This window comes from Lysinibacillus sp. RC79, from assembly GCF_041262405.1.
Classification (GTDB): Bacteria; Bacillota; Bacilli; order Bacillales_A; family Planococcaceae; genus Lysinibacillus.
Map to the genome: position 1 here is coordinate 194,352 of NZ_JBGCCD010000005.1, position 22,123 is coordinate 216,474.

Annotated in this window: 25 protein-coding genes; 24 read left to right on the forward strand and 1 reads right to left on the reverse strand. The window is 39.2% G+C overall.

Annotation, left to right across the window (positions count from 1 at the left end; translation table 11 throughout):
• The first annotated feature begins 52 nt into the window (after positions 1–52).
• The 10 genes from ABH968_RS07380 to ABH968_RS07425 all read left to right on the forward strand — a co-directional run bounded on the left by ABH968_RS07380 (position 53) and on the right by ABH968_RS07425 (position 10,460).
• Positions 53–2,557 (forward strand): virulence-associated E family protein, encoded by a 2,505-nt coding sequence (locus ABH968_RS07380; RefSeq protein ID WP_370043361.1) that lies wholly within the window; start codon positions 53–55, stop codon positions 2,555–2,557.
• 356 nt (positions 2,558–2,913) lie between these two features.
• Entirely contained in the window at positions 2,914–3,198 is a 285-nt protein-coding gene (locus tag ABH968_RS07385; RefSeq protein WP_370043362.1) for a VRR-NUC domain-containing protein, read from the forward strand.
• Positions 3,195–4,562 (forward strand): DEAD/DEAH box helicase, encoded by a 1,368-nt coding sequence (locus ABH968_RS07390; RefSeq protein WP_370043363.1) that lies wholly within the window; start codon positions 3,195–3,197, stop codon positions 4,560–4,562. Before ABH968_RS07385 ends, ABH968_RS07390 begins: the two co-directional genes overlap by 4 nt.
• Complete coding sequence (locus tag ABH968_RS07395; protein WP_370043364.1) at positions 4,555–5,028, forward strand: sigma factor-like helix-turn-helix DNA-binding protein; 474 nt, start codon at positions 4,555–4,557, stop codon at positions 5,026–5,028. Before ABH968_RS07390 ends, ABH968_RS07395 begins: the two co-directional genes overlap by 8 nt.
• 170 nt (positions 5,029–5,198) lie before the next feature.
• Positions 5,199–5,936, forward strand: coding sequence for a phage terminase small subunit (terS, locus tag ABH968_RS07400; protein ID WP_370043365.1), 738 nt, complete (start codon positions 5,199–5,201; stop codon positions 5,934–5,936).
• Between the two features lie 211 nt (positions 5,937–6,147).
• Positions 6,148–7,422, forward strand: coding sequence for a PBSX family phage terminase large subunit (locus tag ABH968_RS07405; RefSeq protein WP_370043366.1), 1,275 nt, complete (start codon positions 6,148–6,150; stop codon positions 7,420–7,422).
• 12 nt (positions 7,423–7,434) lie between these two features.
• Positions 7,435–8,850 (forward strand): phage portal protein, encoded by a 1,416-nt coding sequence (locus ABH968_RS07410; RefSeq protein WP_370043367.1) that lies wholly within the window; start codon positions 7,435–7,437, stop codon positions 8,848–8,850.
• Positions 8,847–9,866, forward strand: coding sequence for a phage head morphogenesis protein (locus tag ABH968_RS07415; RefSeq protein WP_370043368.1), 1,020 nt, complete (start codon positions 8,847–8,849; stop codon positions 9,864–9,866). Before ABH968_RS07410 ends, ABH968_RS07415 begins: the two co-directional genes overlap by 4 nt.
• Before the next feature lie 6 nt (positions 9,867–9,872).
• On the forward strand, positions 9,873–10,094 hold the full coding sequence (locus tag ABH968_RS07420; protein ID WP_370043369.1) for a hypothetical protein: 222 nt from the start codon (positions 9,873–9,875) through the stop codon (positions 10,092–10,094).
• A gap of 42 nt (positions 10,095–10,136) precedes the next feature.
• Positions 10,137–10,460: a hypothetical protein gene (locus ABH968_RS07425; RefSeq protein WP_370043370.1), complete on the forward strand. Its 324-nt coding sequence runs from the start codon at positions 10,137–10,139 to the stop codon at positions 10,458–10,460.
• Between the two features lie 160 nt (positions 10,461–10,620).
• On the opposite strand, the gene ABH968_RS07430 is transcribed toward ABH968_RS07425, so the two are convergent.
• Positions 10,621–10,740 carry a YjcZ family sporulation protein gene (locus ABH968_RS07430; protein ID WP_370043371.1) on the reverse strand — a complete coding sequence of 40 codons (120 nt, stop codon included), beginning with the start codon at positions 10,738–10,740 and terminating at the stop codon, positions 10,621–10,623.
• Between the two features lie 181 nt (positions 10,741–10,921).
• Between ABH968_RS07430 and ABH968_RS07435 the strand changes: the two genes are divergently transcribed.
• The 14 genes from ABH968_RS07435 (at position 10,922) to ABH968_RS07500 (ending at position 22,110) form a co-directional block, all read left to right on the forward strand.
• Entirely contained in the window at positions 10,922–11,152 is a 231-nt protein-coding gene (locus ABH968_RS07435; protein WP_370043372.1) for a hypothetical protein, read from the forward strand.
• 174 nt (positions 11,153–11,326) lie between these two features.
• Positions 11,327–11,554 (forward strand): Acb2/Tad1 domain-containing protein, encoded by a 228-nt coding sequence (locus ABH968_RS07440; RefSeq protein ID WP_370043373.1) that lies wholly within the window; start codon positions 11,327–11,329, stop codon positions 11,552–11,554.
• 104 nt (positions 11,555–11,658) lie between these two features.
• The gene (locus tag ABH968_RS07445; protein ID WP_370043374.1) at positions 11,659–12,327 is read left to right on the forward strand and encodes a DUF4355 domain-containing protein; all 669 of its coding nucleotides are present in this window, start codon (positions 11,659–11,661) and stop codon (positions 12,325–12,327) included.
• Positions 12,328–12,356: 29 nt separating this feature from the next.
• Positions 12,357–13,220: a phage major capsid protein gene (locus tag ABH968_RS07450; protein WP_370043375.1), complete on the forward strand. Its 864-nt coding sequence runs from the start codon at positions 12,357–12,359 to the stop codon at positions 13,218–13,220.
• Positions 13,221–13,233: 13 nt separating this feature from the next.
• Positions 13,234–13,392 (forward strand): DUF7302 family protein, encoded by a 159-nt coding sequence (locus tag ABH968_RS07455; protein WP_370043376.1) that lies wholly within the window; start codon positions 13,234–13,236, stop codon positions 13,390–13,392.
• A gap of 8 nt (positions 13,393–13,400) precedes the next feature.
• Positions 13,401–13,727, forward strand: coding sequence for a head-tail connector protein (locus tag ABH968_RS07460; RefSeq protein ID WP_370043377.1), 327 nt, complete (start codon positions 13,401–13,403; stop codon positions 13,725–13,727).
• Positions 13,714–14,037: a phage head closure protein gene (locus tag ABH968_RS07465; RefSeq protein ID WP_370043378.1), complete on the forward strand. Its 324-nt coding sequence runs from the start codon at positions 13,714–13,716 to the stop codon at positions 14,035–14,037. Before ABH968_RS07460 ends, ABH968_RS07465 begins: the two co-directional genes overlap by 14 nt.
• On the forward strand, positions 14,037–14,453 hold the full coding sequence (locus tag ABH968_RS07470) for an HK97-gp10 family putative phage morphogenesis protein (protein WP_370043379.1): 417 nt from the start codon (positions 14,037–14,039) through the stop codon (positions 14,451–14,453). The genes ABH968_RS07465 and ABH968_RS07470 overlap by 1 nt, the downstream gene beginning before the upstream one ends.
• Positions 14,450–14,893 carry a DUF3168 domain-containing protein gene (locus ABH968_RS07475; protein ID WP_370043380.1) on the forward strand — a complete coding sequence of 148 codons (444 nt, stop codon included), beginning with the start codon at positions 14,450–14,452 and terminating at the stop codon, positions 14,891–14,893. The genes ABH968_RS07470 and ABH968_RS07475 overlap by 4 nt, the downstream gene beginning before the upstream one ends.
• A 43-nt stretch (positions 14,894–14,936) precedes the next feature.
• Positions 14,937–15,713, forward strand: coding sequence for a phage major tail protein, TP901-1 family (locus ABH968_RS07480; protein ID WP_370043381.1), 777 nt, complete (start codon positions 14,937–14,939; stop codon positions 15,711–15,713).
• Positions 15,714–15,780: 67 nt separating this feature from the next.
• On the forward strand, positions 15,781–16,260 hold the full coding sequence (locus tag ABH968_RS07485) for a tail assembly chaperone (protein WP_370043382.1): 480 nt from the start codon (positions 15,781–15,783) through the stop codon (positions 16,258–16,260).
• A gap of 119 nt (positions 16,261–16,379) precedes the next feature.
• On the forward strand, positions 16,380–16,610 hold the full coding sequence (locus ABH968_RS07490; protein ID WP_370043383.1) for a hypothetical protein: 231 nt from the start codon (positions 16,380–16,382) through the stop codon (positions 16,608–16,610).
• A 10-nt stretch (positions 16,611–16,620) separates the two neighbouring features.
• Complete coding sequence (locus tag ABH968_RS07495; RefSeq protein WP_370043384.1) at positions 16,621–21,198, forward strand: phage tail protein; 4,578 nt, start codon at positions 16,621–16,623, stop codon at positions 21,196–21,198.
• Between the two features lie 3 nt (positions 21,199–21,201).
• Complete coding sequence (locus tag ABH968_RS07500; RefSeq protein WP_370043385.1) at positions 21,202–22,110, forward strand: phage tail domain-containing protein; 909 nt, start codon at positions 21,202–21,204, stop codon at positions 22,108–22,110.
• Positions 22,111–22,123: the final 13 nt, after the last annotated feature.

Genomic DNA, 22,123 nt, shown 5'->3' on the forward strand with positions numbered 1-22,123 from the left:
TTGAGATGTCATCTATTAATCTCATGAAATTTTAAAGAAAGGATTGAAACACATGCAGCAGTCAGCAGATAAACCCAAAAAGATTGCAATACAGCATGATGGCATGCTGACGATTGCAACAGCAACATCACGTAGATCAACAGCGTGGAAGAATACCGAAATGTCGTACAGCGACTTCCTTAAAAAGCTGTCTACAACTGTACGTACAAAAGAATCACTTGCAGAGTATATGAAACTCTCAAAGGACGAGCAAGGCTCCATTAAAGACGTAGGGGGCTTTGTAGGAGGTAGTTTGAAAGGTGGTCGTCGTAAGGCTGATAGCGTAGCTTGGCGTCAACTTATTACCTTAGATGCTGACTTCATTCAAGGCGACTTCTGGGACGGTGTGACAACGTTCTTTGACAATGCCTGTGCTATTTATAGTACACACAAACACACACCTAAAAAGCCACGTATACGCTTAATTATTCCGTTGTCTCGTCCAGTATCAGCAGAGGAGTATGTAGCTGTTGCGAAAAAGCTTGCGGATATGTTCGGCATCGATTATTTCGATGATACTACCTATCAACCTCATAGGCTGATGTACTGGCCGTCTACAGCAAGTGACGGTGATTACGTTTTCGATTACCAGGATTCAGCTTGGTTGGATCCGGCTGAGATACTTAAAATGTACAACGATTGGCGTGACCCAGCTGAATGGCCAGAGTCAAGTCGTCAACGTGAGAGCCGTAAGAAGATGGCTGATAAACAAGGCGACCCACTTGGAAAACCTGGTATGGTTGGAGCGTTTTGTCGTACGTACTCCATTACTGAAGCTATAGAGACATTCTTATCAGATGTTTACTCCGATGCGGGAGATGGACGTTATACATTTAACGGAGGTTCCACAACGGGTGGTCTAGTACTCTATGATGATGTATTTGCATACTCCCATCATGGTACGGATCCTGTAAGTGAACAGTTGGTAAATGCCTATGATTTAGTACGTTTGCATCTTTTTAATGATTTAGATGAAGATGCAAAAGAAGGCACACCAGTTAACCGATTACCTTCAGCGAAAGCCATGAATGATAAAGTACGTACGCTTGATAAAGTGAAAATGATGCTCGCTGATGAACGCATTAAAAGTGCTACAGAAGACTTTAACATTGATGATGATTCAGAGTCGGACAGCAAAGACGCTCAGGATGATGGGCTGTGGAAGGCTAAATTTGATATTAATAAAGCTGGAGAGCTTGAAGTCACAGCCAAAAACCTCAAATTGATTCTTGAAAATGATCCGCACTTAAAAGGATGCTTTGCCTTCAACGAGTTTAGTAGACAGCCGGAAGTTCTAAGAGATTTGCCTTGGCGCAAGAAAGAAAAAGGTGTTGGTTGGTCTAATGGTGACGATGAGGATCTACGCAACTATTTAGATATGGTGTGGTCCATTACAGGCAACTCTAAGATTGCGGATGCAATAGGTGGGGTGCAGCGTGCAAATACTTTCCATCCTGTGCGAGATTACTTGAATACTTTAGAGTGGGACGGCATAAACCGTGTTGAAACATTGCTGATTGACTTTTTAGGTGCTGCTGATACTGAGTATGTACGAACTGTTACACGAATGACATTAGTTGCAGCAGTTGCACGGATCTTTGAACCAGGTTGCAAATACGACTTCATGTTAACCCTTGTCGGTCCACAGGGGCTTGGTAAATCCATGCTATTTAACATGCTTGGCGGTAGATGGTTCAGCGATAGCCTGACATCCATTCATGGTAAAGAAGCTTACGAGAGCTTACATGGTGTATGGATTATGGAGATGGGCGAACTAGCTGCAACGAAGAAAAGTGAAGTAGAAACGATTAAACAATTCTTATCTAAACAAGTGGACAGGTACCGTGTTGCATACGGTAAACGACCTGAAGAGTTTCCGCGCCAATGCATCTTTATAGGTACTACAAATGAACATGAGTTTTTACGTGATCGTACTGGTAACCGTCGATTTCTACCAGTTGAAGTGCAAACAAATAGTAAGCGTAAATGGAAAGAACTTGATAGCGAAAAAGGGCAACAAGAAATCGATCAACTTTGGGCAGAGGCAGTGCATCTGTTTAAAAGTGGTTCGCCTTTATACTTGGAAGAGGCGATGGCGGCCGAGGCACTTACTATGCAGTTAGCCCATACAGTAGAGTCGACGTATGCAGGACAGATTCTTAGCTTCTTGGAAAAACCTATTACATCAGATTGGTATAAAAAGTCGATTAACGACCGCAAATTAGCCATGCGAGAAAACGAATTTTCCGATGATTTTTCAGAGGAAGAAGAGGAACTTTTAGAGAAGAATGAAGCCTTAGAAACACAAAAATCCAATACAAGATTACGTGAAAAAGTATGTGCATTAGAAATTTGGTGCGAGTGTTTAGGGAAGGATAGAGGCTCATTTCCGATGCATGAATCTCGGGAAATAAATTCGATTTTGGCTACTTTACCAGGTTGGAAACCTCACAAATCTACCCTGAAATTCGGGGCAGAATACGGCACACAGCGAGCTTTTATACGTACAGAAAAGTAACAGTTTTACCAGAATACGGGGTAAACAAACTATAAAAATAACGGCAACAAAGTCGAAAAACGGCAACAGAGTAGAATACACTAGTGTATTAAAGTGGGTAAACAAAGACAACAAGGGTAAACAGTGTTTGTTGCCGGTTCTCGATAACCTAAACCCTTGCGGTTACTGCTTTTATATATAAAGGTAAACAAAGTAAACAAATATTATCTATTGAGATGTATTTTATATATTAGGTATATAGTATAGGGAATATATGTAAATATCATATACCTAATACGCCTAAATCAATACTACTCTATACGCGTATGTAAAATTGTTGACCTTGTTTACTTTCAACATGGAGGTAAAAATCAGACATGAGAGAATCGCAAATTGAAAATTATTTGAAACGTGAAATTGAAAAACTAGGAGGGCAATGCTTCAAATTCGTGAGCCCGGGAAATAAAGGCGTACCTGATCGAATAATCATCTTACCAAACGGACAAATCATTTTTGCAGAGTTGAAAAATGAAACAGGTAAGCTATCACCAATTCAAGTGAAAACGATAGAAACCCTAAAACAATTAAAGTGCAGAGTTTTTTGCTTGAATTCTAAACCGTCGGTTGATAAACTTATAGTTGAATTGAGGGATGAACTATGACTGAGTTTATACCACACGCATACCAGAAGGTTGCAATCGAAAAGATTATTGAGAACCCAGCCTATGCATTATTACTTGATATGGGCTTAGGTAAAACTGTTTCAACACTTACAGCTGTTGATGAATTAAAACATGATTACTTTGATGTCGAGAAGGTGTTAGTGATTGCACCTAAACGTGTAGCAGAAGATACATGGTCACGTGAAGTTGCAAAATGGGAGCACTTGAGGCATTTAAAAATAAGCAAGGTTCTTGGAAACGAACAGCAAAGACGAAAAGCCCTTCAAAAACATGCAGACATCTACGTGATCAATCGTGAAAATGTTGAATGGCTTGTTTCTTACTACGAAAACGGAAAGACTTGGCCTTTTGATATGATTGTCATTGATGAATTGTCCAGTTTTAAAAATCCAAGCTCTAAGCGATTCAAGGCACTGCGTAAAGTGCGAACTCGAACGAAACGAGTTGTAGGTCTAACTGGAACACCAGCACCAAATAGTTTAATCGATTTGTGGTCACAGATTTATTTGATTGATATGGGTGAGCGGCTGGAAAAGACGTTTACGAAATATAAAAGCAAGTATTTCAAGCAGGATCCGTATCGTGTATATCACATTGAGCTACAAGAAGGTTCTGAGCAACAAATCTATAGCAAGATTGATGATATTTGTTTATCCATGAAAGCGAAAGATTACCTGAAAGATTTACCTGCAGCAGTTATGAATGTTGTTGAATTAGAGCTATCGCCAAAAGAACGAGAGTTGTATGACAAACTTGAAAAGGATTCGCTACTGGAATTCTCTGATGGTGATATTGTGGCAACAACAGCAGCTGTTTTAAGTAATAAGCTTTTACAACTATCGAGTGGTGCTGCCTATAACGATAAAGACGGTGTGCAGATTATCCATAGCGTGAAATTGGATGCCTTAGAGGAAATTGTAGAGGCTTCACAAGGTAAGCCAATCCTGGTGTTTTATAATTACAAGCATGATGTTGAACGTATCAAGAAGAAATTCATACAAGCGAGAGAGCTTGATGATTCTAACACGATTGAGAAATGGAACAATGGTGAAATTGAAATCCTTCTAGCACATCCAGCGAGCGCAGGGCATGGTTTAAACATGCAAGACGGTGGGCACACAATCGTTTGGTATGGATTGAACTGGAGTTTAGAACTATACATGCAAGCCAATGCAAGGCTTCATAGACAAGGGCAAAAAGAAACTGTAGTTGTCCATCATCTTGTGTTAAAAGACAGCATAGATGAGCGTGTAATGAGTGTTCTGCAAGGTAAGGAACAACAACAGGAAGCATTGATGGAAGCTGTCAAAGCACGTATGAGCGAGGTGCTTGGCATTGATTGATTTAATTTTACAATACAAAAAAGCCAAGAAATCGATGGAACGTGATAAGTCAAAGATGGACGACCCTTTGAAAGTTGAAATAGCTAATCAAATTATTGCCGACATGGATTATTCTATCCGATGGATGAAGACTGGAGAGCAACCAGACGTTTACAGTAAAGCCGTTGAAACTAAATCGGCATATTCTCGTAGAGCCTTACTAGACCTAGAGATATTCCCTTGCCTTGATATAGCACCTACGACGCATCGAACTATTAGCGAAAGCCGTAAACGAGCAGTGATGCAAGTAATCCAACATTTAACCGAGCGACAGTTAACGTGCTACTTACTTCACACAGCGCACATGAGAAGCATGCAGGAGATAGCAGAAGAATTAGGAATAGCTAAAAGTACGGTACAAGAACACTTGGATAAAGCAGAAAAGAAAATCAAAAATATTGCTGTAAATATTCAGTTAGAAGCCTAATACCCATACGAACCCCGTACGAGCCAACCTATATAGTGAAGGGGTATAGTATCGAAAAAATGATGGAAGCCCTACACATAAGCCATTCACGCATTAAGCGTGAATGGTTTTTTCGTTAATGCAATTACATAAAAAATCCTAAACAGGAACGGAAGTGAGTTGTTTATGACATGACAAATTGGGACGTTATTCGAAAAGAATGGGAAACTTCAAGAATCACATTAATTGAGCTAGCAGAAAAGCACGGAGTAAAAGAGGGCACACTGAAAAGCCGGAAGAGCCGAGAAGGGTGGAAGAAGGTTGCAACTAAAAAAGATGCATCCGAAAAGAAAAAGATGCAACCACCCAAAAAAGATGCTACATCTAAAGGTCCGAGAAAGCGAAGTGGCAACCCGAACCCGAAGAATCAATTCTCCAGTCGGAACAATCCTAAACTAGATCACGGGCTTTTCGCGAAGTATCTTCCTGACGAAACTCAGGAAATCATCGAAGCGATGAATGCAAAGTCTGCTGCTGACTTAATGTGGGATCAGATTACGATTCAATATGCTGCAATCTTGCGAGCTCAGAAAATCATGCATGTCGAGTCGAAAGACGAAATGATAAAAGAGCTGAAACGTGAGAAAATGCAAGGTGGTAAAAACCCGTCTCAAGAGGTTGAGTATGAGTTCCAATTTGCTTGGGAACGACAGGCACAATTGCTAACGGCTCAATCAAGAGCTATTAGTGAGTTGCGTACTTCCATTAATCATTTTATCAAGTTAGCTGATGAGGCTGACGAGCGCAGGCTTAAACTTGAGCAGATGCAACTATCAATTGATAAAACGAAAGTGGAAATTGAAAAGCTTGGCACGGATGAACAAAATGGGCCGATTGAAATTAAAATTGTCGGTAAAAAACGTGAGTGATTTTATGCAAGAAATATCGGGAAATAAAATTGGTCAGCAGGCTTAAAGTTTGATAAATCAACGATGTATAAAATCTTGCATAATGAATAAAAAGTGAAGTTGTAAGAACGTTGATACAACAGGGTTTCAGAAATATTCAACTTCCTAAAACTGAAATTATGTAAACCCAAAACGAATATCACATACATGAAATGCATAAGGAGCTGAGAAAATGACGACAGCAGTTGAGAAAGAAGTGAATCCACATTTCGAAGACTTCCTTTTTGACTGGCGTTGTAAAACTCAACTACTTGTCGGAGGATACGGATCTTCGAAATCATATCATGTAGCACTCAAAATACTTTTAAAGTTGTTAGAAGAAAAGCGTACTGCTCTAGTCGTTCGTGAAGTTTACGACACGCACAGGGACAGTACGTTTTCTTTGTTTACAGAAATAATTGAGGACCTTGGGCTCTCTGGAAAGGTGAAGACAAGTTCATCGCCTATGACAGTGAAGTTCCCAAACGGTTCAAAGATAATCTTCCGAGGTATGGATAAACCAGAAAAGCTAAAGTCCATCAACAACATTTCGCTTATTTGGTTAGAGGAATGTAGTGAGATTAAGTACGCAGGGTTCAAAGAGCTATTGGGACGTTTGCGACACCCAACATTAGACCTGTTTATTATCCTTTCCACCAATCCAGTTTCAAAAGGGAATTGGACATATAAACACTTTTTTAAGAATGAGATGGAAGAATACTTTGTCTTGGACGACGAGGAGCTTTACAAACAACGAACAATCATTGTGAACAACACGTATTATCATCATTCTACTGCAGATGATAATTTGTTTTTACCAGCGAGCTACATTGAGCAGCTGGATGAGATGGCTACATACGATCCAGACCTACACAGGATTGCACGTAAAGGGCGTTTCGGTGTCAATGGGGTATTAGTGCTACCGCAGTTTGAAACAAAGCCTCACGACCAGGTAATGAACGAAATAGCTCTGATTAGAAAACCAATTCGAAAGAACGGCATGGACTTTGGTTTTGTTGATTCTTACAATGCTGTATTGCGTATGGTAGTAGACCACGAAAATAAGTGGCTGTATATCTATGAGGAGTATTACAAGCGAGGCATGACAGATGATAAAACTGCCGATGAGCTTGAAGAGTTAGGACTTAAGAAATCAATTATTAAAGCTGATAATGCTGAGCCGAAAACAATCGCTTATTTCAAGCAACGTGGCTTCCGGATGTATTCTTGTAAGAAGCTCACACGTGTTGAAAATACAAAGAAGATGAAACGTTTCAAGCGAATCATTTGTTCTGAAGCATGCGTGAATACAATACGAGAATTGAAGGAATTAACCTTCAAAAAGGATTCCAAAACAGATGAAATCATTGAGGATGAATTTAACATCGACCCTCATACATTTTCTGCAATGTGGTACGGGTTAGATGATTATGAAGTGGCAAGTGTGAAAGGTGCAAATTCGAAATAAGGAGGCGTAAGTATGAACGAATATATCACATACATCGATGAAAAAGGCGTTACGCCTCTACTACTCGATAAGCTAGTGGAAGAAACAAAGACCGAAAGAAACAAACGGTTACTCAACTACAACCGATACAAAGCAGAACTATCTGCCGTGCCAATCTTAACACGTAAACCAGTAGACTACGCTCAAGGCAATGCTTATGTTCAACGCGTAGATGATAAGGTCAACAACACTTTAAATAACGCATTTGATGCTGATATTGTAGACACAAAAGTGGGCTACATGTTCGGTAATCCAATTTCATACGTGGTGGACAAACAAGCTCAAAGCCTTATTAAACTTTCAGAGGCAATTGAGCTTTTTAATTTGCGTAATTCTGTCGATGACCTAGACAGTGAGTCAGGCAAGAAGACTGCAATTTGTGGCTATTCTGCGCGCTTACTTTACATCGATACAGATGGAAATGAACGGGCGATGGTAATTGATCCGTGGGAAACAATTATCCTCTCACCGACTGACGTGAGTGAACCTAAATATGCACTTCGGTATTTTAAAAGTGCTGAACTCGATGCACAAGGTGACAAAGTAGAAATAGAGCAGCTGGTGTTTTACGATGCTACAACAGAAAAGCTCTATACACGTGCTGATAAAGATTCACCATTTGTCTTGAAGGATGAACGAATGCACTTATTCGATTACTGCCCTTTATTCGGCATTCCAAACAATGAAGAGCTACAGGGTGATGCTGATAAAGTTTATAAGCTAATCGATGCTTATGACCGTACTTTTTCAGATGCTTCAAATGAAATCGAACAGTGGCGTTTAGCATACCTGGTGCTTAAAGGAATGGGCATGGATGAAGAAGATGCACAGAAGGTTGCACGGACAGGCATTTTTGAGCTGATGGGCGAGGATGATGACATTCGTTATCTTACCAAAGAAGTTAATGACCAGATGATTGAGAACCATTTGAACCGCCTAGAAGAAAATATCATGAGATTAGCTAAGAGCGTGAACTTTAGTGATGAATCGTTTGCTGGGAATGCAAGTGGAGTAGCAATGAAATTTAAGCTGATGGCACTTGAGAACAAATGTAAAACGATGGAGCGAAAGTTTACAACTTCTTTACGTTATCAATTTAAAGTACTGTGCAGTGCCTGGGCCAAGAAGGGAATCTGTTCAAAAGATGATTACTTGAAACTGTGGTTCGAATACAAGCGAAATATTCCAATTGATTTATTGTCAGAGGCTCAAGCTTCACAGGCTTTACAAGGTCAAGTTTCAGAGCGTACACGTCTCTCTAAGATGTCTATTGTTGATGATGTGGACTATGAGATTGAAGAGATGCAAAAGGACGCTAAGATATATGGTAATGGTGTTGGACCATTAGACGAGGACGAGAATGATCCAAAAGAAGTTGATGAGCAATGAATCAACAAGAGATTAATAAAATCTTAGACGAGATGGAAAAGAAGGCTGAGAAAGACATTGAAGTAGTCTTTAACAAGCGTTTAAAAGCCATTCTCGACCAAATGCTTCAAATGCACCGCAAGTTTGGTAGAAACGGTGAAGCCTCCTGGACAGACGTAAACAAGTACAACCGTTTTAACCATGAAATGAAACTGATAGCCCAACAGCTTAATGCCGATTACAAAGCTGTTATAAAGCTCATACGAGAGTCAGAGGAACGCCTTTACATCGAGAGATACTTAATGATGGCTTACCTCTTACAACAGTCAACAGGAGAGGAAATGGGCTTTAAAATCCCTTCAGTAGAAGTAATTAAAACGGCAATAGATAATCCAGTTGAGTTCCTATCGCTTCCAAAAGTCTTTGAAGAGCACAGGAACAATATTATCAGGCGATTGAACATCGAAATAGCCCAAAGCTTACAAGCTGGTGAGAGTTACACTGACATGGCCATCAGGATTGAAAATGCTATGGGATGGACAAGGAAGAAAGCGATTCTAGTGGCTCGTACAGAAGGTGGTCGTATACGTTCTCAAGCTGATTTAGCTGTAGAAGAACAAGTAAGTAAAACTGCAAGGCTGACTAAGTTATGGATGTCCTCACTTGATACACAGGTTCGTAAGTCTCATAGAAAGCTGGACGGCCAGAAAGCTGATAAAGATGGTTATTTTCATTACGGTAAGTGGAAATCGAAAGCACCGAGGTTATGGGGCATTGCATCAATGGATATACAATGTCGTTGTCATACGATTTATATGGTGAATGGTAAGTTACCTGAGTATCGCAGAGGCAAAGATTACATGGACGACACGTACCAGAAGAAGCTTGCTGCACGTATTGACGCTTACATGGAAGATATGGGTTTAACATATAAAAAGGCATTTAATAAAGCTTATAAAGAGGTAAAACCTCCAAGTGTTACGGTGCCATTTATGAGTTTTGAAGAGTGGAGAAAACAATTTAGTGGAGAGGGGTAATTGGTTATGAATGAACTTCAAAAGATTATGTTATTATCAACAGCCTTAACAGGAATGGGTGAAGCTGGAGTTGAGCCCAAATTAAAAAGCAGTGAAGCAGCCTTGATACAATTTAAATTAATTAAAAGTATAGAAGATCATGGCGGAGAAGTTGAGGCAGAGGCAGTGTTTGAAAATGCTCTACACGAAGCTGTTCAACAACTTTATAACGATATTACAAAGGCGTAGGTGATACGGCTTTTTTATTTTGTCTAAGAAAGGATGAAGAAGATGGAATATACAGTATCGAGAACAATTGGCGAAGTAGAAATTTTTGAAACGTTTAAAGGTGATATCAACGAAATTGCAGAGTTGAATAAAGCGCTAGCATCGCACAAAGCACTTATGGTTAAAGAGAATGAAAAGAGTCTTGCAGATAAAATCAATGAAGCTTCAGAAACAGCAACTATTCAGGCTTCAAATATTGAAATAGACGATGATTTAGTTGTTAAAATAGCTGGGGAAAATGTAGGTTACATTGACACAACACTTCTTGGTAAAGCATTAAGAGACATTCAGAACTTAAATGAAAATGTCAAAGAAGGCACTGAATAGTGGCTTTTTTTATTTTGACTAAGAAAGGATGAGTATGAAATAGAAAGTGGGAAATTTAAAAGGATCACTCGGAGGATAGTGATCCTTAGTAAAGATTTGAAGGTGTAAGGTTAAATTAGTATTCCCTTACAATAGTTATGAGCGTTAGTGGTATCGGGTATTAGTAACCTCTATGCATGAAAGTAGCGCCGATAATAATCAGAAGAATGAATAGAACAATAAGTAGCGCAAATGCTGAACCGCCACCCCAGCCACCATAACCACCAAATTCCTGAGACATAATAATTTCCCTCCTCTTTTTAATTTATTATATGTACAGTTGTCAAAATGGATTGTGATATTTATCTTAGGAGTTCCTTTGAAAAAGATTTAAAAATAGATATACACGGTTTAGGTGCTAACTAAAGTCATACTCGCAATGAGTTGTGGCTTTTTATTATGTCTAAAAGGTGGTGAATAGCGTGTTAGAGTTCATTGGGTTTTTAATTATCGTCTGTATTTTTGGTTTTATTGCACTCCTGTTTAATGGAATTATTGTTGCAAGACGAAAAGGTTCATTACCAACTGAATTGTTTAACCATGAAATGTTCGCAGAGCGTGAGCCTGTTGTTGCAGAAGTGCCTAAACGAGCCGTTGCTGACTCTCATTGGCACGTAAAAGCGTTTATGCGACCTCGACGAAAGAAGGTGTGAACATGGTTGAAGCACTAGAAATCATCTATAACCATCCCGGGTGGTCTACTTTGTGGCTACTTCTTATTGTGTGGGCAATTACTGTTATAGCAGAAAGGTAAGGTGATCCATATGAGAAACAACGTATCTAGCTGCTAGAGCTTTTCTAGTAAATAAATCTGAGAGAAGGTAATGATGATGAAAATTGGAGATTATGTTAATCCGGTAATTGAAAACAGTTATTCCTATCACCCACCAAAAGGTGACCAAACAGCACGATATGAAGCTATTAGGAGCAAGGCGAAAGAGTTGGCGCACATGATTGATGAGTTATGCCCTAATAGCCGTGAAAAATCATTAGCTCAAACAAATCTAGAGCAAACAGTTATGTGGGCTAATAAGTCAATTGCATGTAACGAATAACGATTTGTCTTTCATCTCGTAGACGCTATAAAGAACGAGAACAAATACACTTTTGAACAGTTTAGGGATTCATACGAGTAACTAAATTGGGCAAGGAGGAAATCATGAAGCACAATCTAAATCCATTCAATTTAATAACTTTATTACCTTTAGATATTCAAATGCTTGCAGACGGTGGCGAAGGAAACCCTCCGGGGGATAACCCACCACCAGGAGATAATGGAAACGGTCAAGGGGCTACATTGACACTTGAATCGGTTCAAGCTTTCCTGAACGAAAATGCAGAAGGTAAGAGCTATTTACAGTCCTTTGCTGATACTCGAGTAACTGATGCCCTTAAAACATATGAAACTAAAACTCTTCCAAAGAAACTTGAAGAGGAGATTTCAAAGCGTTATCCACCTGAATCGGAGGAAGCTAAACAGTTACGTGAGCTTAAAACACAATTTGAGCAGTCACAAAAAGAAGCTGCACATGAAAAGTTTTTCAACCAAGCATTGTCTATAGCAACAACAAAGAGCTTACCAAGTAAATTAGTAGAGTTCTTTGTAGGCGGAGATGCAGAGAAGACAACAGCTAATCTCGGTATTCTTGAAGCTGAATTCAATGCTGCAGTTCAAGCTGAAGTGGACAAACGCTTCAAAGACGGTGGAACACCACCACCACCAAAAGGCGGTAATCCTACAGCATTGACAAAAGAAGCTGTTATGAAAATGACACCTGATGAAATCAATGCCAACTGGGATGAGATCGTAAAAAACAAATTACTATAACCGATTATCGGTAAGGAGGAAACATCAATATGGCAACAACAAACTTTATTCCAACAATCTGGTCAGCTCGACTATTACACAACTTACAAAAGTCTTTAGTATTCGGTCAAGCTGGTGTTATTAATCGCGATTATGAAGGTGAAATCAAGTCTTATGGTGATACAGTGAAAATTAATGGTATTGGCGCTGTATCAGTAGGTGATTATACTCGTAATAAAGATATGGTAGATCCTGAAGAACTTTCAGACCACACTCGAAATCTTGTAATCGACCAATCTAAATTCTTCAACTTCCAAATTGATGACTTAGATAAAATCCAACAGAATCCAAAACTAATGGATGCTGCAATGCGTGAGGCTGCTTATGCATTATCAAATGTAGCAGATCAATTTATCGCATCTCATTATGTACATGCTATAAATACGATTGGTACTGACGCTGCACCAATTGAAGTAACAAAAGAAAATGCTTATGAATACCTTGTTGACCTTTCAACTAAGCTGGATGAATCCAATATTCCAACAGAAGGGCGTTTCGCTGTTCTTTCACCATGGTTTGAGGGCTTGCTATTAAAAGATGACCGCTTTGTAGGTTCTGGTGCACTACCAGCTGACGATCGTTTAATTAATGGTGTGGTTGGTCGTGCTGCAGGTTTCTTATTAATGAAATCTAACAATGCACCTACTGTTGAGGCAGGAACAGGTGTTGAAGCAAACTCAAAAATTATTGCTGGTCATAACATGGCATGGACGTATGCAGAGCAAGCGGCACAAGTAGAAGGTTACCGTATGGAGAAACGTTTCGCTGATGCTGTAAAAGGCCTTCACTTATACGGTGCCAAAGTGACTCGACCAGAAGCATTAGCAGTATTATCAGCAAAACGACCAGAATAAGGAGGGGTTCTAAGTGTTTGTTAAAAACTTAAAAACAGATATTACATGGGCGGTCACTGAGGAACACGGTGCCCGTCTTTTACGTACAGAGGATTTTGAGGAAGTTGAAGCACCAAAGCCTAAACGAGCTTCAACAAAGAAAACTGAAACTGACAATGAAGCAGAAAAGTAGGTGGTCTTATGTGGCAACCGACACAAGATGAAATAGATCAACTTAAACAATTGAATGAAGTTACTGGAGCTAAGCATGATGCGTTTTATCGTGCGATGGCTCCTATTTTATTTGATGTGGCAAAAGACCATTGTAATGGTAAGTGGGAGCCCCAAGAAATGCCTCAAGGCGTTCATTTGTTTATTGCTAAAGCTATTCAGTTTAATATGCAAACAACAGGTCTGAAAGGGCGCACGATGGGGACAGTTTCGTATTCCTATGATACAGAGTTTCCAAAAGCCATTTGGACATATTTACGCCCTTATAAGAAGGTGAGATTCCGTGCCTTACGATGAATTTCCTCATGAAGTTGAAGTTGTTCAGAAAAAGAAGGTATCGGACGGTGCTGGGGACTTTAAAACTGAATGGGTACCCGTTGAAACAAGCGAGGCATTTGTGGATACACCAACAAGCAAAGATCAATATTACGCACAACAGCTAGGTAACCCACTTGAACGCTACATGTACTACCCGTATCGAACTGATTTAACGTCTAATATGCGTCTGCGTTATGAAGGTGAGATATATGCCTTTGCAGGTCGTCCTGAAGATCAAGGAGGGCAACATGAAATTATGCGTGTGGCTTTAAAGTTGGTGACAGAGTAATGGCTAAAATTACATTCAGCGGACGCCAACTGTTGAAAGCAGCTAAACGATTTGAAAAGGGCTTGCTTGATGAAGTTTCAGATATTGTTTACGAGACTGCTAGACTTATTCAAACACATGCAAAGGCATTAGCTCCTGTTGATGACGGTAGTTTACGAGATTCCATTGAAATGAAGATGATTGGTAAGTACAACGCTGTTGTTACAGTAGGTGTACACTATGCCATTTACGTCGAATACGGTACTGGGATTTATGCAGAGAAAGGAAATGGTCGTAAAACACCATGGACTTACTACAGCACTAAACTTGGTCGCTATGTAAAAACAGATGGTATGAAGGCTCAACCATTCTGGGGTCCAGCTGTTGATGCCGGAAGAGACTATTTCATGAAAGAAATGAGGCGATTAGGCTTATGACGAATTATTATACCTTGCCTTTCTTCGATTTACAGAAAGTTATGTATCAGAAGCTAACAGCTTGTGAAGCAATAACAAATATCACTCGTAAAGATGATGAGGATTTAGGTGTGTACGATGCTGTAGATGAAAATACACCCTATCCTTATGTAACAATATCAGAGCCATATTCATCACCATTTGACACCAAAACAAGCAATATTGAAACAATTACATTTACGATTCACACTTGGTGGAAAGACAACGATGATTACAGCGGTAAGCGTAAAACTTATGAGATGTTATCAGCTTGCCAGAGTACTCTAATGGCTCGTAATTACCTGATACCAGGTACAAAGGTATTAAATATAACAAGACGTGAATCTCGTGTTATAGACGATAATAGCCCTGGCGTGAAGCACGGCATTTTAGTCATGCAATATAAAATACAGAACATTTAACAGTCCTTGCGGGGCTGTTTTTATTTTAGGAGGGAAAACACACATGCAAAACGGTAAAGATACGGTCTTACTTGTACAACTTGCTACGAATGCATTAGGTGAAGATGGCTTTCTAATTGGTCATTTAACCGAGAATAGCCACTCTATGGAGAATGAGCTAGTAGATGAACAAACGAAATTTGGGCGTATTGTAGCCTATGGTCAATCAAGTGAATCGTTTGAAGTAACGATGTTTGGTGATAAAAACGATCCGGGGCAAAAAGATATCTTAGATGCGATCCGTAAAAAAGTGCAACTGAAAGTTTGGGAAGTTGACTTGAATACGGTAAAAAATGAAGCTGATGAAGAGGTTCATGACGCTATCTTCGCTTACACATTAGTTGAATCTGTTGAAAAATCGAATCCTGGTGATAACTTCCAAGAGATTTCAGGGACTCTGCAGGTAATCGGTGAATCTAAAGAAGGGCAGTTACCTAAATTGCCTGATTCGGTAATTGAATTTGCTACTTACGGATTTGAAGCTCCTGGCGAAAAGACAGGTGAATTCGGTAAGGATCAAACGTCTGGCGTTGCTATTACAAATGTATCAGTTTCACCTCAGACTACATCAGTCGCAGTGGGCAGTACACGTCAGTTAACAGTTACAGTTCTTCCGACAGAGGCAACTAATAAAAATGTTACTTTTACATCAAGCGATGAATCTGTTGCAATGGTTTCAGCTACAGGATTAATAATTGGTGTATCTGCTGGAACAGCGACAGTAACTGTTACGGCAAGTGGCGGTAAAACAACTACAGTTTCAGTGACTGTCACAGCTTAATAATATCCAAGCACTCTTTATGGGTGCTTTTTCTATTGAATTTAAATTACTAGGAGGGCTATTACACATGGCTACATTAAAAATTGGCAAAGATCAACGCGACGCAAAATACGGATTCGCTTTCAAAAACTTAGCAGACAAAAACTACAACGAAACTGATAAGGAAGGTAACGAAACTGGTGGCTTTATCTCAATCTATCAGGGGTTATTGCAATTTAATTTAGATGCTTTAAAAGCGTTTTGGGATTGTGGGTTAGCACATCTAAGTAAACGCCCTTCTATGACACAAATTGAGGCTGCTTTAGAAGAACGTATCGAAAAAGATGGCGATACAGAAAAGCTATTTAAAGAAGCATTTCAGGAGATTAACGCTTCAGGTTTTTTCAAAAAAGATGCGAAGACGTTTTGGAAGAACTTAGAGCTATTCAAATCAATAGGCTCAGAAGAAGAGCAAGTAGAGAACGAGAAGGCTGTTCAGATTTTACTGGATGCGAAAACAGAACTGGAGTCAGATATGGAAGCAGAGTCGGAGACGGAAATCGAGTAGATGGTTTAGAGTGGCTAGATGTCATATCTAATGCTGCTGAATATTTAGGTGTATTTGACGTTGAGCAAATCATGTCATGGACTCCAAACGAGTATAAGGCTCTCTTAAAAGGCGCTCAAATGCGAATGGTAAGCGATTATGAAAACCTTGCTATACAGGCAATGTACATTCGAAAAGCTGATAACGCGAAACGACTTAAGCTTACTGATCTATTCGATGCTGAAAAAGCTCGCAAACGAATTCTTGAAGGTGATAAGGACTGGAAGGAATCGAAGAAGATGGACACAACGCTTTACAAAAAAGCACAAGCAGACATGAAAGCTTGGGCTCAAAATTTAACGATGAAATGAGGTGGCTTTCATGAATGGTAACTTTACGGCTAAGATAGGCGCTCGAATCACTGAGTTCATGGCAAAAATGAAGCAAGTACAAAGCACAATTAAAAAATCAGCCAATGATGTACGTGTTGATATCGGTGCCGATGTAGCACAATTTAAGCGAAAAACAGCCGAAGTAAAGGCAAAAATGCTTGCTCTATCACGAGACAAGGTGGTCATAAAAATTGAAGCTCGTATTGAGGATTTCCAAAGAAAAATTCAACGGATTGCAGTAAATATCCGTGCATTCGGTGAGTTAATGCAACACACAGTAATGGGCACAATGATGACTGTCTTTCCAGCACTATCACCGTTACTATCCAATGTCGCTGTAGCTATTGCGAATTTAGGTCCAATGATTGGTGTTGTCGCTGGCTCTACATTTGCATTAGCAGGAGGGTTAACTGCCGCAACTGGTGCAGCCGGAGCGTTTGCCGCTGTAGCGATTCCTACAATTGCAAAGCTATTTGATGAGGAAGCAAAGTTAAACGCGGTTCAGCAAAAGGCGAAAAATTCTTTTGATGCTGTAAAGAAAACTTATGAGTCCCTAGTAAAAGCTACTGAAAAGCCGGTATTGCAAGCATTTACAAGTGCTATGAAGGCAACTGATACATTATTAAAAGCCTTGCAGCCTTTGTTTATTACAAGTGCAAAAGCAGTAGCTAACTTAATGACGCAACTTAATACAGCTATAGGCACACCGCCAATTCAGAAGTTTTTGGAGTACCTAAATACTTCAGGTGGTCCAATGCTTGAGATTTTTACTCGTTCTGTTGGGAATGTACTAAAAGGATTATTAACCATGTTTACAGCATTTGCTCCTTTAGCTGATTCAACCGCAAAAGGCTTTGAAGCAATGACTGCAAGGTTTGCTGAGTGGGCAAACGGATTAAGTGGTAGTGCGAAATTCCAAGCATTTATGGATTATGTTAATACAAACATGCCGAAAGTTCGTGCTATTTTCAGAGATGCAACAGCTGGAGTTATTTATTTCTTTAGTGCATTTGCTGGATCTTCATCTGACATGATGGATGGTTTAGTTTCGATGATGGCCCGATTTAAAGAATGGTCTGCGACACTTAGTCAAAACCAAGGATTTCAACAGTTTCTTGATTATGTACATCAAACGGCACCAAGCGTCTTAAAATTAATCGGTAACCTAACTACTTTCCTTGTTAACTTAGGTATCGGTATGGCTCCACTTGGTGCAACCATTATCGACATAGCGAATAAAGTATTAGAATTTGTGAATTCAGCGATGGAAGGAAACCGAGCGATTGGTGTCTTGATAGCTGGATTTATTTCGTTTGGTGGTGCTCTGCTTGCAATCATACCTAACCTTATCGCTTTCAGCACTTTATTTAAGGGCATTGGTGGAAAATTAGTTGGTATCCTAGGAAAATCTTTTAAAACTGTTACACCTTTATTTACTAACTTTAGTGCGACAGTAGGCAGATTAGCAACGACAGTATTGCCAAAGCTAGGAGCGGCGTTCGGTTTTATAACGAGTCCTATAGGTTTAGTTATTGCAGCTATAGCTGGTCTTGTCGCGATATTTGTGGGACTATATCAAACAAATGAAACCTTCCGAAGCCAAGTGCAAGTTGTGTGGGAAGCTATAAAAACAGCAATTTCAACGGCAGTAACGGCTGTAGGTGACTTAATTACTTCAGTTTGGACACAAATCACTTCATTTTGGAATGAAAACCAAGCAAGTATTATGGCTACAGCGTCCACCGTTTGGAGCACAATCGGTACAGTTGTTACTACCGTGATGTCAGCAATTGGGACAGTAATGCAGTTTGTATGGCCAGTTGTGAAAGCTCTTATTGTTTCAACATGGGAAGCTATTAAAAACGTTATCCAAGGCGCAATTGATGTGATTCTCGGCATCATAAAAACATTCTCATCTTTATTCCAAGGTGATTGGCAAGGTGTTTGGGATGGAATTAAGCAGATCTTAAGTGGAGCTGTACAAGCCATTTGGGGTGTAATCAATCTTTACTTTGTTGGTAAATTGTTAGGGCCAATAAAAGCGTTTGGATCAACTGCAAAAACACTTCTTCAAGCCGTTTGGACTGTAATCAAAGGTATTTTTACGAATACATTAAATGCGATTAAAACAATTGTAACAACAACCTTTAATGCTATTAAATCAACAATTTCATCAGTATTAAATTCTATAAAGTCTACAACATCTAGTATTTGGAACGGAATCAAATCTGTAATATCAACTGTTCTAAATGCTATCAAGTCTGTTGTCTCGACAATATGGAATGGTATTAAGAGTGTTATCTCTTCGGTTCTAAATAACATTAAGAGCACGGTTTCTTCTGCATGGAACGCAATCAAGAGTGTAACTTCGAGTGTGCTAAACGGCATCAAGAGCGTTGTTTCATCAATCTGGAATGCTATTAAATCAGTTATTTCTACAGTTCTAAACGGTATTAAATCGATTATTAGTTCTATATGGAACGGTATTAAAACTGTTGTTGAAACTGCAATGAATGGTGTTAAAACGGTTATTGAAACAGGTTGGAATGCTGCTAAATCATTCCTGGAAGGCATCAATCTATTAAGTGTAGGTAAGGACATCATAAATGGTTTAATCAAAGGTATTACAGATTCATTTGGTGCTGTAGCATCGGCATTAAGTGGGTTAACAGATCTAATACCTAAATGGGTAAAGTCTGCGTTAGGTATCCATTCACCTTCACGCGTCATGATCGCCATCGCTAAATGGATTCCGATTGGTTTAGCCAAAGGTATTGAAGCAACGACAAATGTGGTGCAAAAAGCCACAAATATGATGGTAAGAAGTGCTATTCCTGATTTTAGCCAAAATCTATCAATCACTAAAGACATGATTCAACAAACTCAAAGAATCGTTAGTAACGCTGCTAAAGAAAACAGTGAAGAAATTCTGGCCATCCAGAAGGATTACGCAGCAAAACGTGCTGAAGCTACGAAAAAGGCTGATGCCCAAATTAAAGAGATTAAAGCTAAAGCTGGAGATAAACACAAAAAGTTAACTGCTGCTCAAGAGCGCCAGATTACCAAGATTCAAGAGGATGCTAAAACGAGCAGAGAGAAGCTTGCCAAAGCAGAAGCTGATTCAATCGATAAGATCAAATCCAAATCGCAAAAAGAAACATTCGATGCTTTGAAAGATTTTGCAGATAAGCAAATCGGTTTGGAAAAATGGTCTACGAAACAACAGGCTGAGTATTGGAGATATGCTGCTACAGCGTTTAAAGAAGGCACAGACCAACGTATTGAAGCTCAAATTAATTACAACAAAGCCATGGCCGAGCTTACACAAGAGAAGTTCGATAAAGAGAAAGATTACATCGATCGTAAGAAAAAATATAATCAGATGTCTCTTACTCAAGAGCTTGCAGCTTATCAAAAGTACCTACAGCAATATAAAGTGGGTAGCGAAGAACGTATCTACTATGAAGATAAGATTGCTGAAACTAAACAGGCCATTCATGAAAAACTGATGTCTCTCAACGATGAGTACATCTCGAAAATTAAAGATGCTCAGCAAAAAGAGATTGACGGTATTAAAGAGCTTGAAAAAGCTTATGAGGATGCTGTAGCGAATCGAACAAAAGATATTTACTCATGGAAAAATCTTTTTGACGAGATTGGTGATAAGGCTGAAATTACTAGTCAGCAACTCATTAAAAACTTACAAGATCAAGTAAGTGTAATGGCGACCTGGTCGAGAAACATGCAAGAACTTGCTGGAAAAGGTATCGATAAAGGATTACTTGCTGAATTACAAGCAATGGGACCTAGTGCGTACGCTGAAATTGCAGCTTTAAACAGTATGACTGCTGCGGAATTGAATTACTACAATGACATCTGGAAAACAAAAACAGCCCTTGCAAGAAGCGAGGCTGAAGCTCAATTAGTGGATTTAAGAGAGGACACTAACAAACAGATTGATGCTCTTAAAAACGATACCAAGAAACAACTAGAATCTTATAAAGATGAATGGCTGAATCAAATTAAGCAAATTAAAACAGGTACTACAGGCGAGTTTAATGCCATGACTTCTTCTATGTATCAAATTGGTACAAACGTTATCCAAGGTCTACGTAACGGTATGAAGTCTGAAGTCCCTGCAATGTTGTCAGAAGTAAAAGCTATGTCTAGCGAAATCGAAAAAACTATTCGTAAAACATTGGATATCCACTCACCTTCACGAGTTGCAGATAAGTTAGGTGTGTTCTTTGGTCAAGGTCTTACAAATGGTATTGCTAGTATGCGTGCTGATGCAGCACAAGCAGCCGCAAGTTTAGCTGAAGCTGCTAAAGCTGATTTAAGCGTTTTAACAGATGGATTGTCTGTAAGAAGTGCTATTAGTAGTGCACAAGACATTACAAGTGAATCAGTACTAGACCTATCGATGTTTGATAAAGTTATCCAATTGCTTAAAATCATTGCTGATAAAGACTTATCACTTGATCTAGACGGTCGTACTTTAACAAATTACGTAGATGAACGGACAGCTGGTAAAGTAAATCTGAAGCGTTCTATGAGAGGGGTGTAGAGAATGGATGCGAAAATTGTTAAAACAAATGGCTCTGAAGTTATTTTGTCTCAGGAGCGTTTCATTACGCGAGACATTAAAGTTTCACCCATTGAGATTAAACGAGATGTAGCAGAAGTTGAAAGAAGAGCTGGAGCGATTAACGAACTAATCAAGCATGGTACCAGAAGAATACAGCTGCATCTTATGTTTATCGCAAAAGACCACTCAGATTTCGAAACACTCGAAGATAGAGCGTTTGACTTATTTACGGATTTAGAACCGTATTACCTATATAAAGCCATACCGACAAAGCAATCTACTATGTACGAGTTTGAACTACCAGGTAAGGAATGGGGTAGAGAGCTCGATTTTATGCCTAGTGAGGTTGCTTTTTTACATGGCAAACGATACTTCGTTGTTAATAGTGAAATGTCTGAGGTTGAGCAGAAAGGCCTTGCAGGTAGATTTACCGTTGAGTTAGAAACGTATTTACTTCCTTATGGTGAAAGCTCGGCAACTTTAAAGGAGCTCAAACTATGGAACATTGATAAATGGCAGTGGAATCAAGGTTTAACTTGGGATGATGACTTACAGTATAAGTTTGCATCTAATAGTTTCACATTAAAGAATTTCGGCAATGTAAAGGTTGATCCACGCGAAAGCGAACTGAAAATAACCATTAAGGCAACAACTTCTAGTTACTTAGAAATAAAAAATGTAACTACAGGCGAAGTGTTTAGGTTTAATGGAACTTTATCATCTACAGATACTTTAATTTTGAATGGCATTCACTCTTATAAAAATGGAGTGAATGCCATATTGAATACCAATAAAAAGCTATTAACGCTTGCGCCAGGAAACAATATCTTTACTGTAACAGGCGGTACCATTCAATCAATCGAATTTGATTTTAGATTCCTGTACAAATAGAAAGGGTGTGAGG

Bases quoted from the DNA above. Each gene is read 5' to 3' on its own strand.
- ABH968_RS07495 (WP_370043384.1), top strand. From the start codon at position 16,621: ATGAATGGTAACTTTACGGCTAAGATAGGCGCTCGAATCACTGAGTTC.
- ABH968_RS07480 (WP_370043381.1), top strand. From the start codon at position 14,937: ATGCAAAACGGTAAAGATACGGTCTTACTTGTACAACTTGCTACGAAT.
- ABH968_RS07490 (WP_370043383.1), top strand. From the start codon at position 16,380: ATGCGAATGGTAAGCGATTATGAAAACCTTGCTATACAGGCAATGTAC.
- ABH968_RS07425 (WP_370043370.1), top strand. From the start codon at position 10,137: ATGGAATATACAGTATCGAGAACAATTGGCGAAGTAGAAATTTTTGAA.
- ABH968_RS07485 (WP_370043382.1), top strand. From the start codon at position 15,781: ATGGCTACATTAAAAATTGGCAAAGATCAACGCGACGCAAAATACGGA.
- ABH968_RS07470 (WP_370043379.1), top strand. From the start codon at position 14,037: ATGGCTAAAATTACATTCAGCGGACGCCAACTGTTGAAAGCAGCTAAA.
- ABH968_RS07460 (WP_370043377.1), top strand. From the start codon at position 13,401: ATGTGGCAACCGACACAAGATGAAATAGATCAACTTAAACAATTGAAT.
- ABH968_RS07410 (WP_370043367.1), top strand. From the start codon at position 7,435: ATGAACGAATATATCACATACATCGATGAAAAAGGCGTTACGCCTCTA.
- ABH968_RS07440 (WP_370043373.1), top strand. From the start codon at position 11,327: ATGATGAAAATTGGAGATTATGTTAATCCGGTAATTGAAAACAGTTAT.
- terS (WP_370043365.1), top strand. From the start codon at position 5,199: ATGACAAATTGGGACGTTATTCGAAAAGAATGGGAAACTTCAAGAATC.
- ABH968_RS07430 (WP_370043371.1), bottom strand. From the start codon at position 10,740: ATGTCTCAGGAATTTGGTGGTTATGGTGGCTGGGGTGGCGGTTCAGCA.
- ABH968_RS07445 (WP_370043374.1), top strand. From the start codon at position 11,659: ATGAAGCACAATCTAAATCCATTCAATTTAATAACTTTATTACCTTTA.
- ABH968_RS07385 (WP_370043362.1), top strand. From the start codon at position 2,914: ATGAGAGAATCGCAAATTGAAAATTATTTGAAACGTGAAATTGAAAAA.
- ABH968_RS07415 (WP_370043368.1), top strand. From the start codon at position 8,847: ATGAATCAACAAGAGATTAATAAAATCTTAGACGAGATGGAAAAGAAG.
- ABH968_RS07450 (WP_370043375.1), top strand. From the start codon at position 12,357: ATGGCAACAACAAACTTTATTCCAACAATCTGGTCAGCTCGACTATTA.
- ABH968_RS07390 (WP_370043363.1), top strand. From the start codon at position 3,195: ATGACTGAGTTTATACCACACGCATACCAGAAGGTTGCAATCGAAAAG.
- ABH968_RS07475 (WP_370043380.1), top strand. From the start codon at position 14,450: ATGACGAATTATTATACCTTGCCTTTCTTCGATTTACAGAAAGTTATG.
- ABH968_RS07500 (WP_370043385.1), top strand. From the start codon at position 21,202: ATGGATGCGAAAATTGTTAAAACAAATGGCTCTGAAGTTATTTTGTCT.
- ABH968_RS07420 (WP_370043369.1), top strand. From the start codon at position 9,873: ATGAATGAACTTCAAAAGATTATGTTATTATCAACAGCCTTAACAGGA.
- ABH968_RS07405 (WP_370043366.1), top strand. From the start codon at position 6,148: ATGACGACAGCAGTTGAGAAAGAAGTGAATCCACATTTCGAAGACTTC.
- ABH968_RS07380 (WP_370043361.1), top strand. From the start codon at position 53: ATGCAGCAGTCAGCAGATAAACCCAAAAAGATTGCAATACAGCATGAT.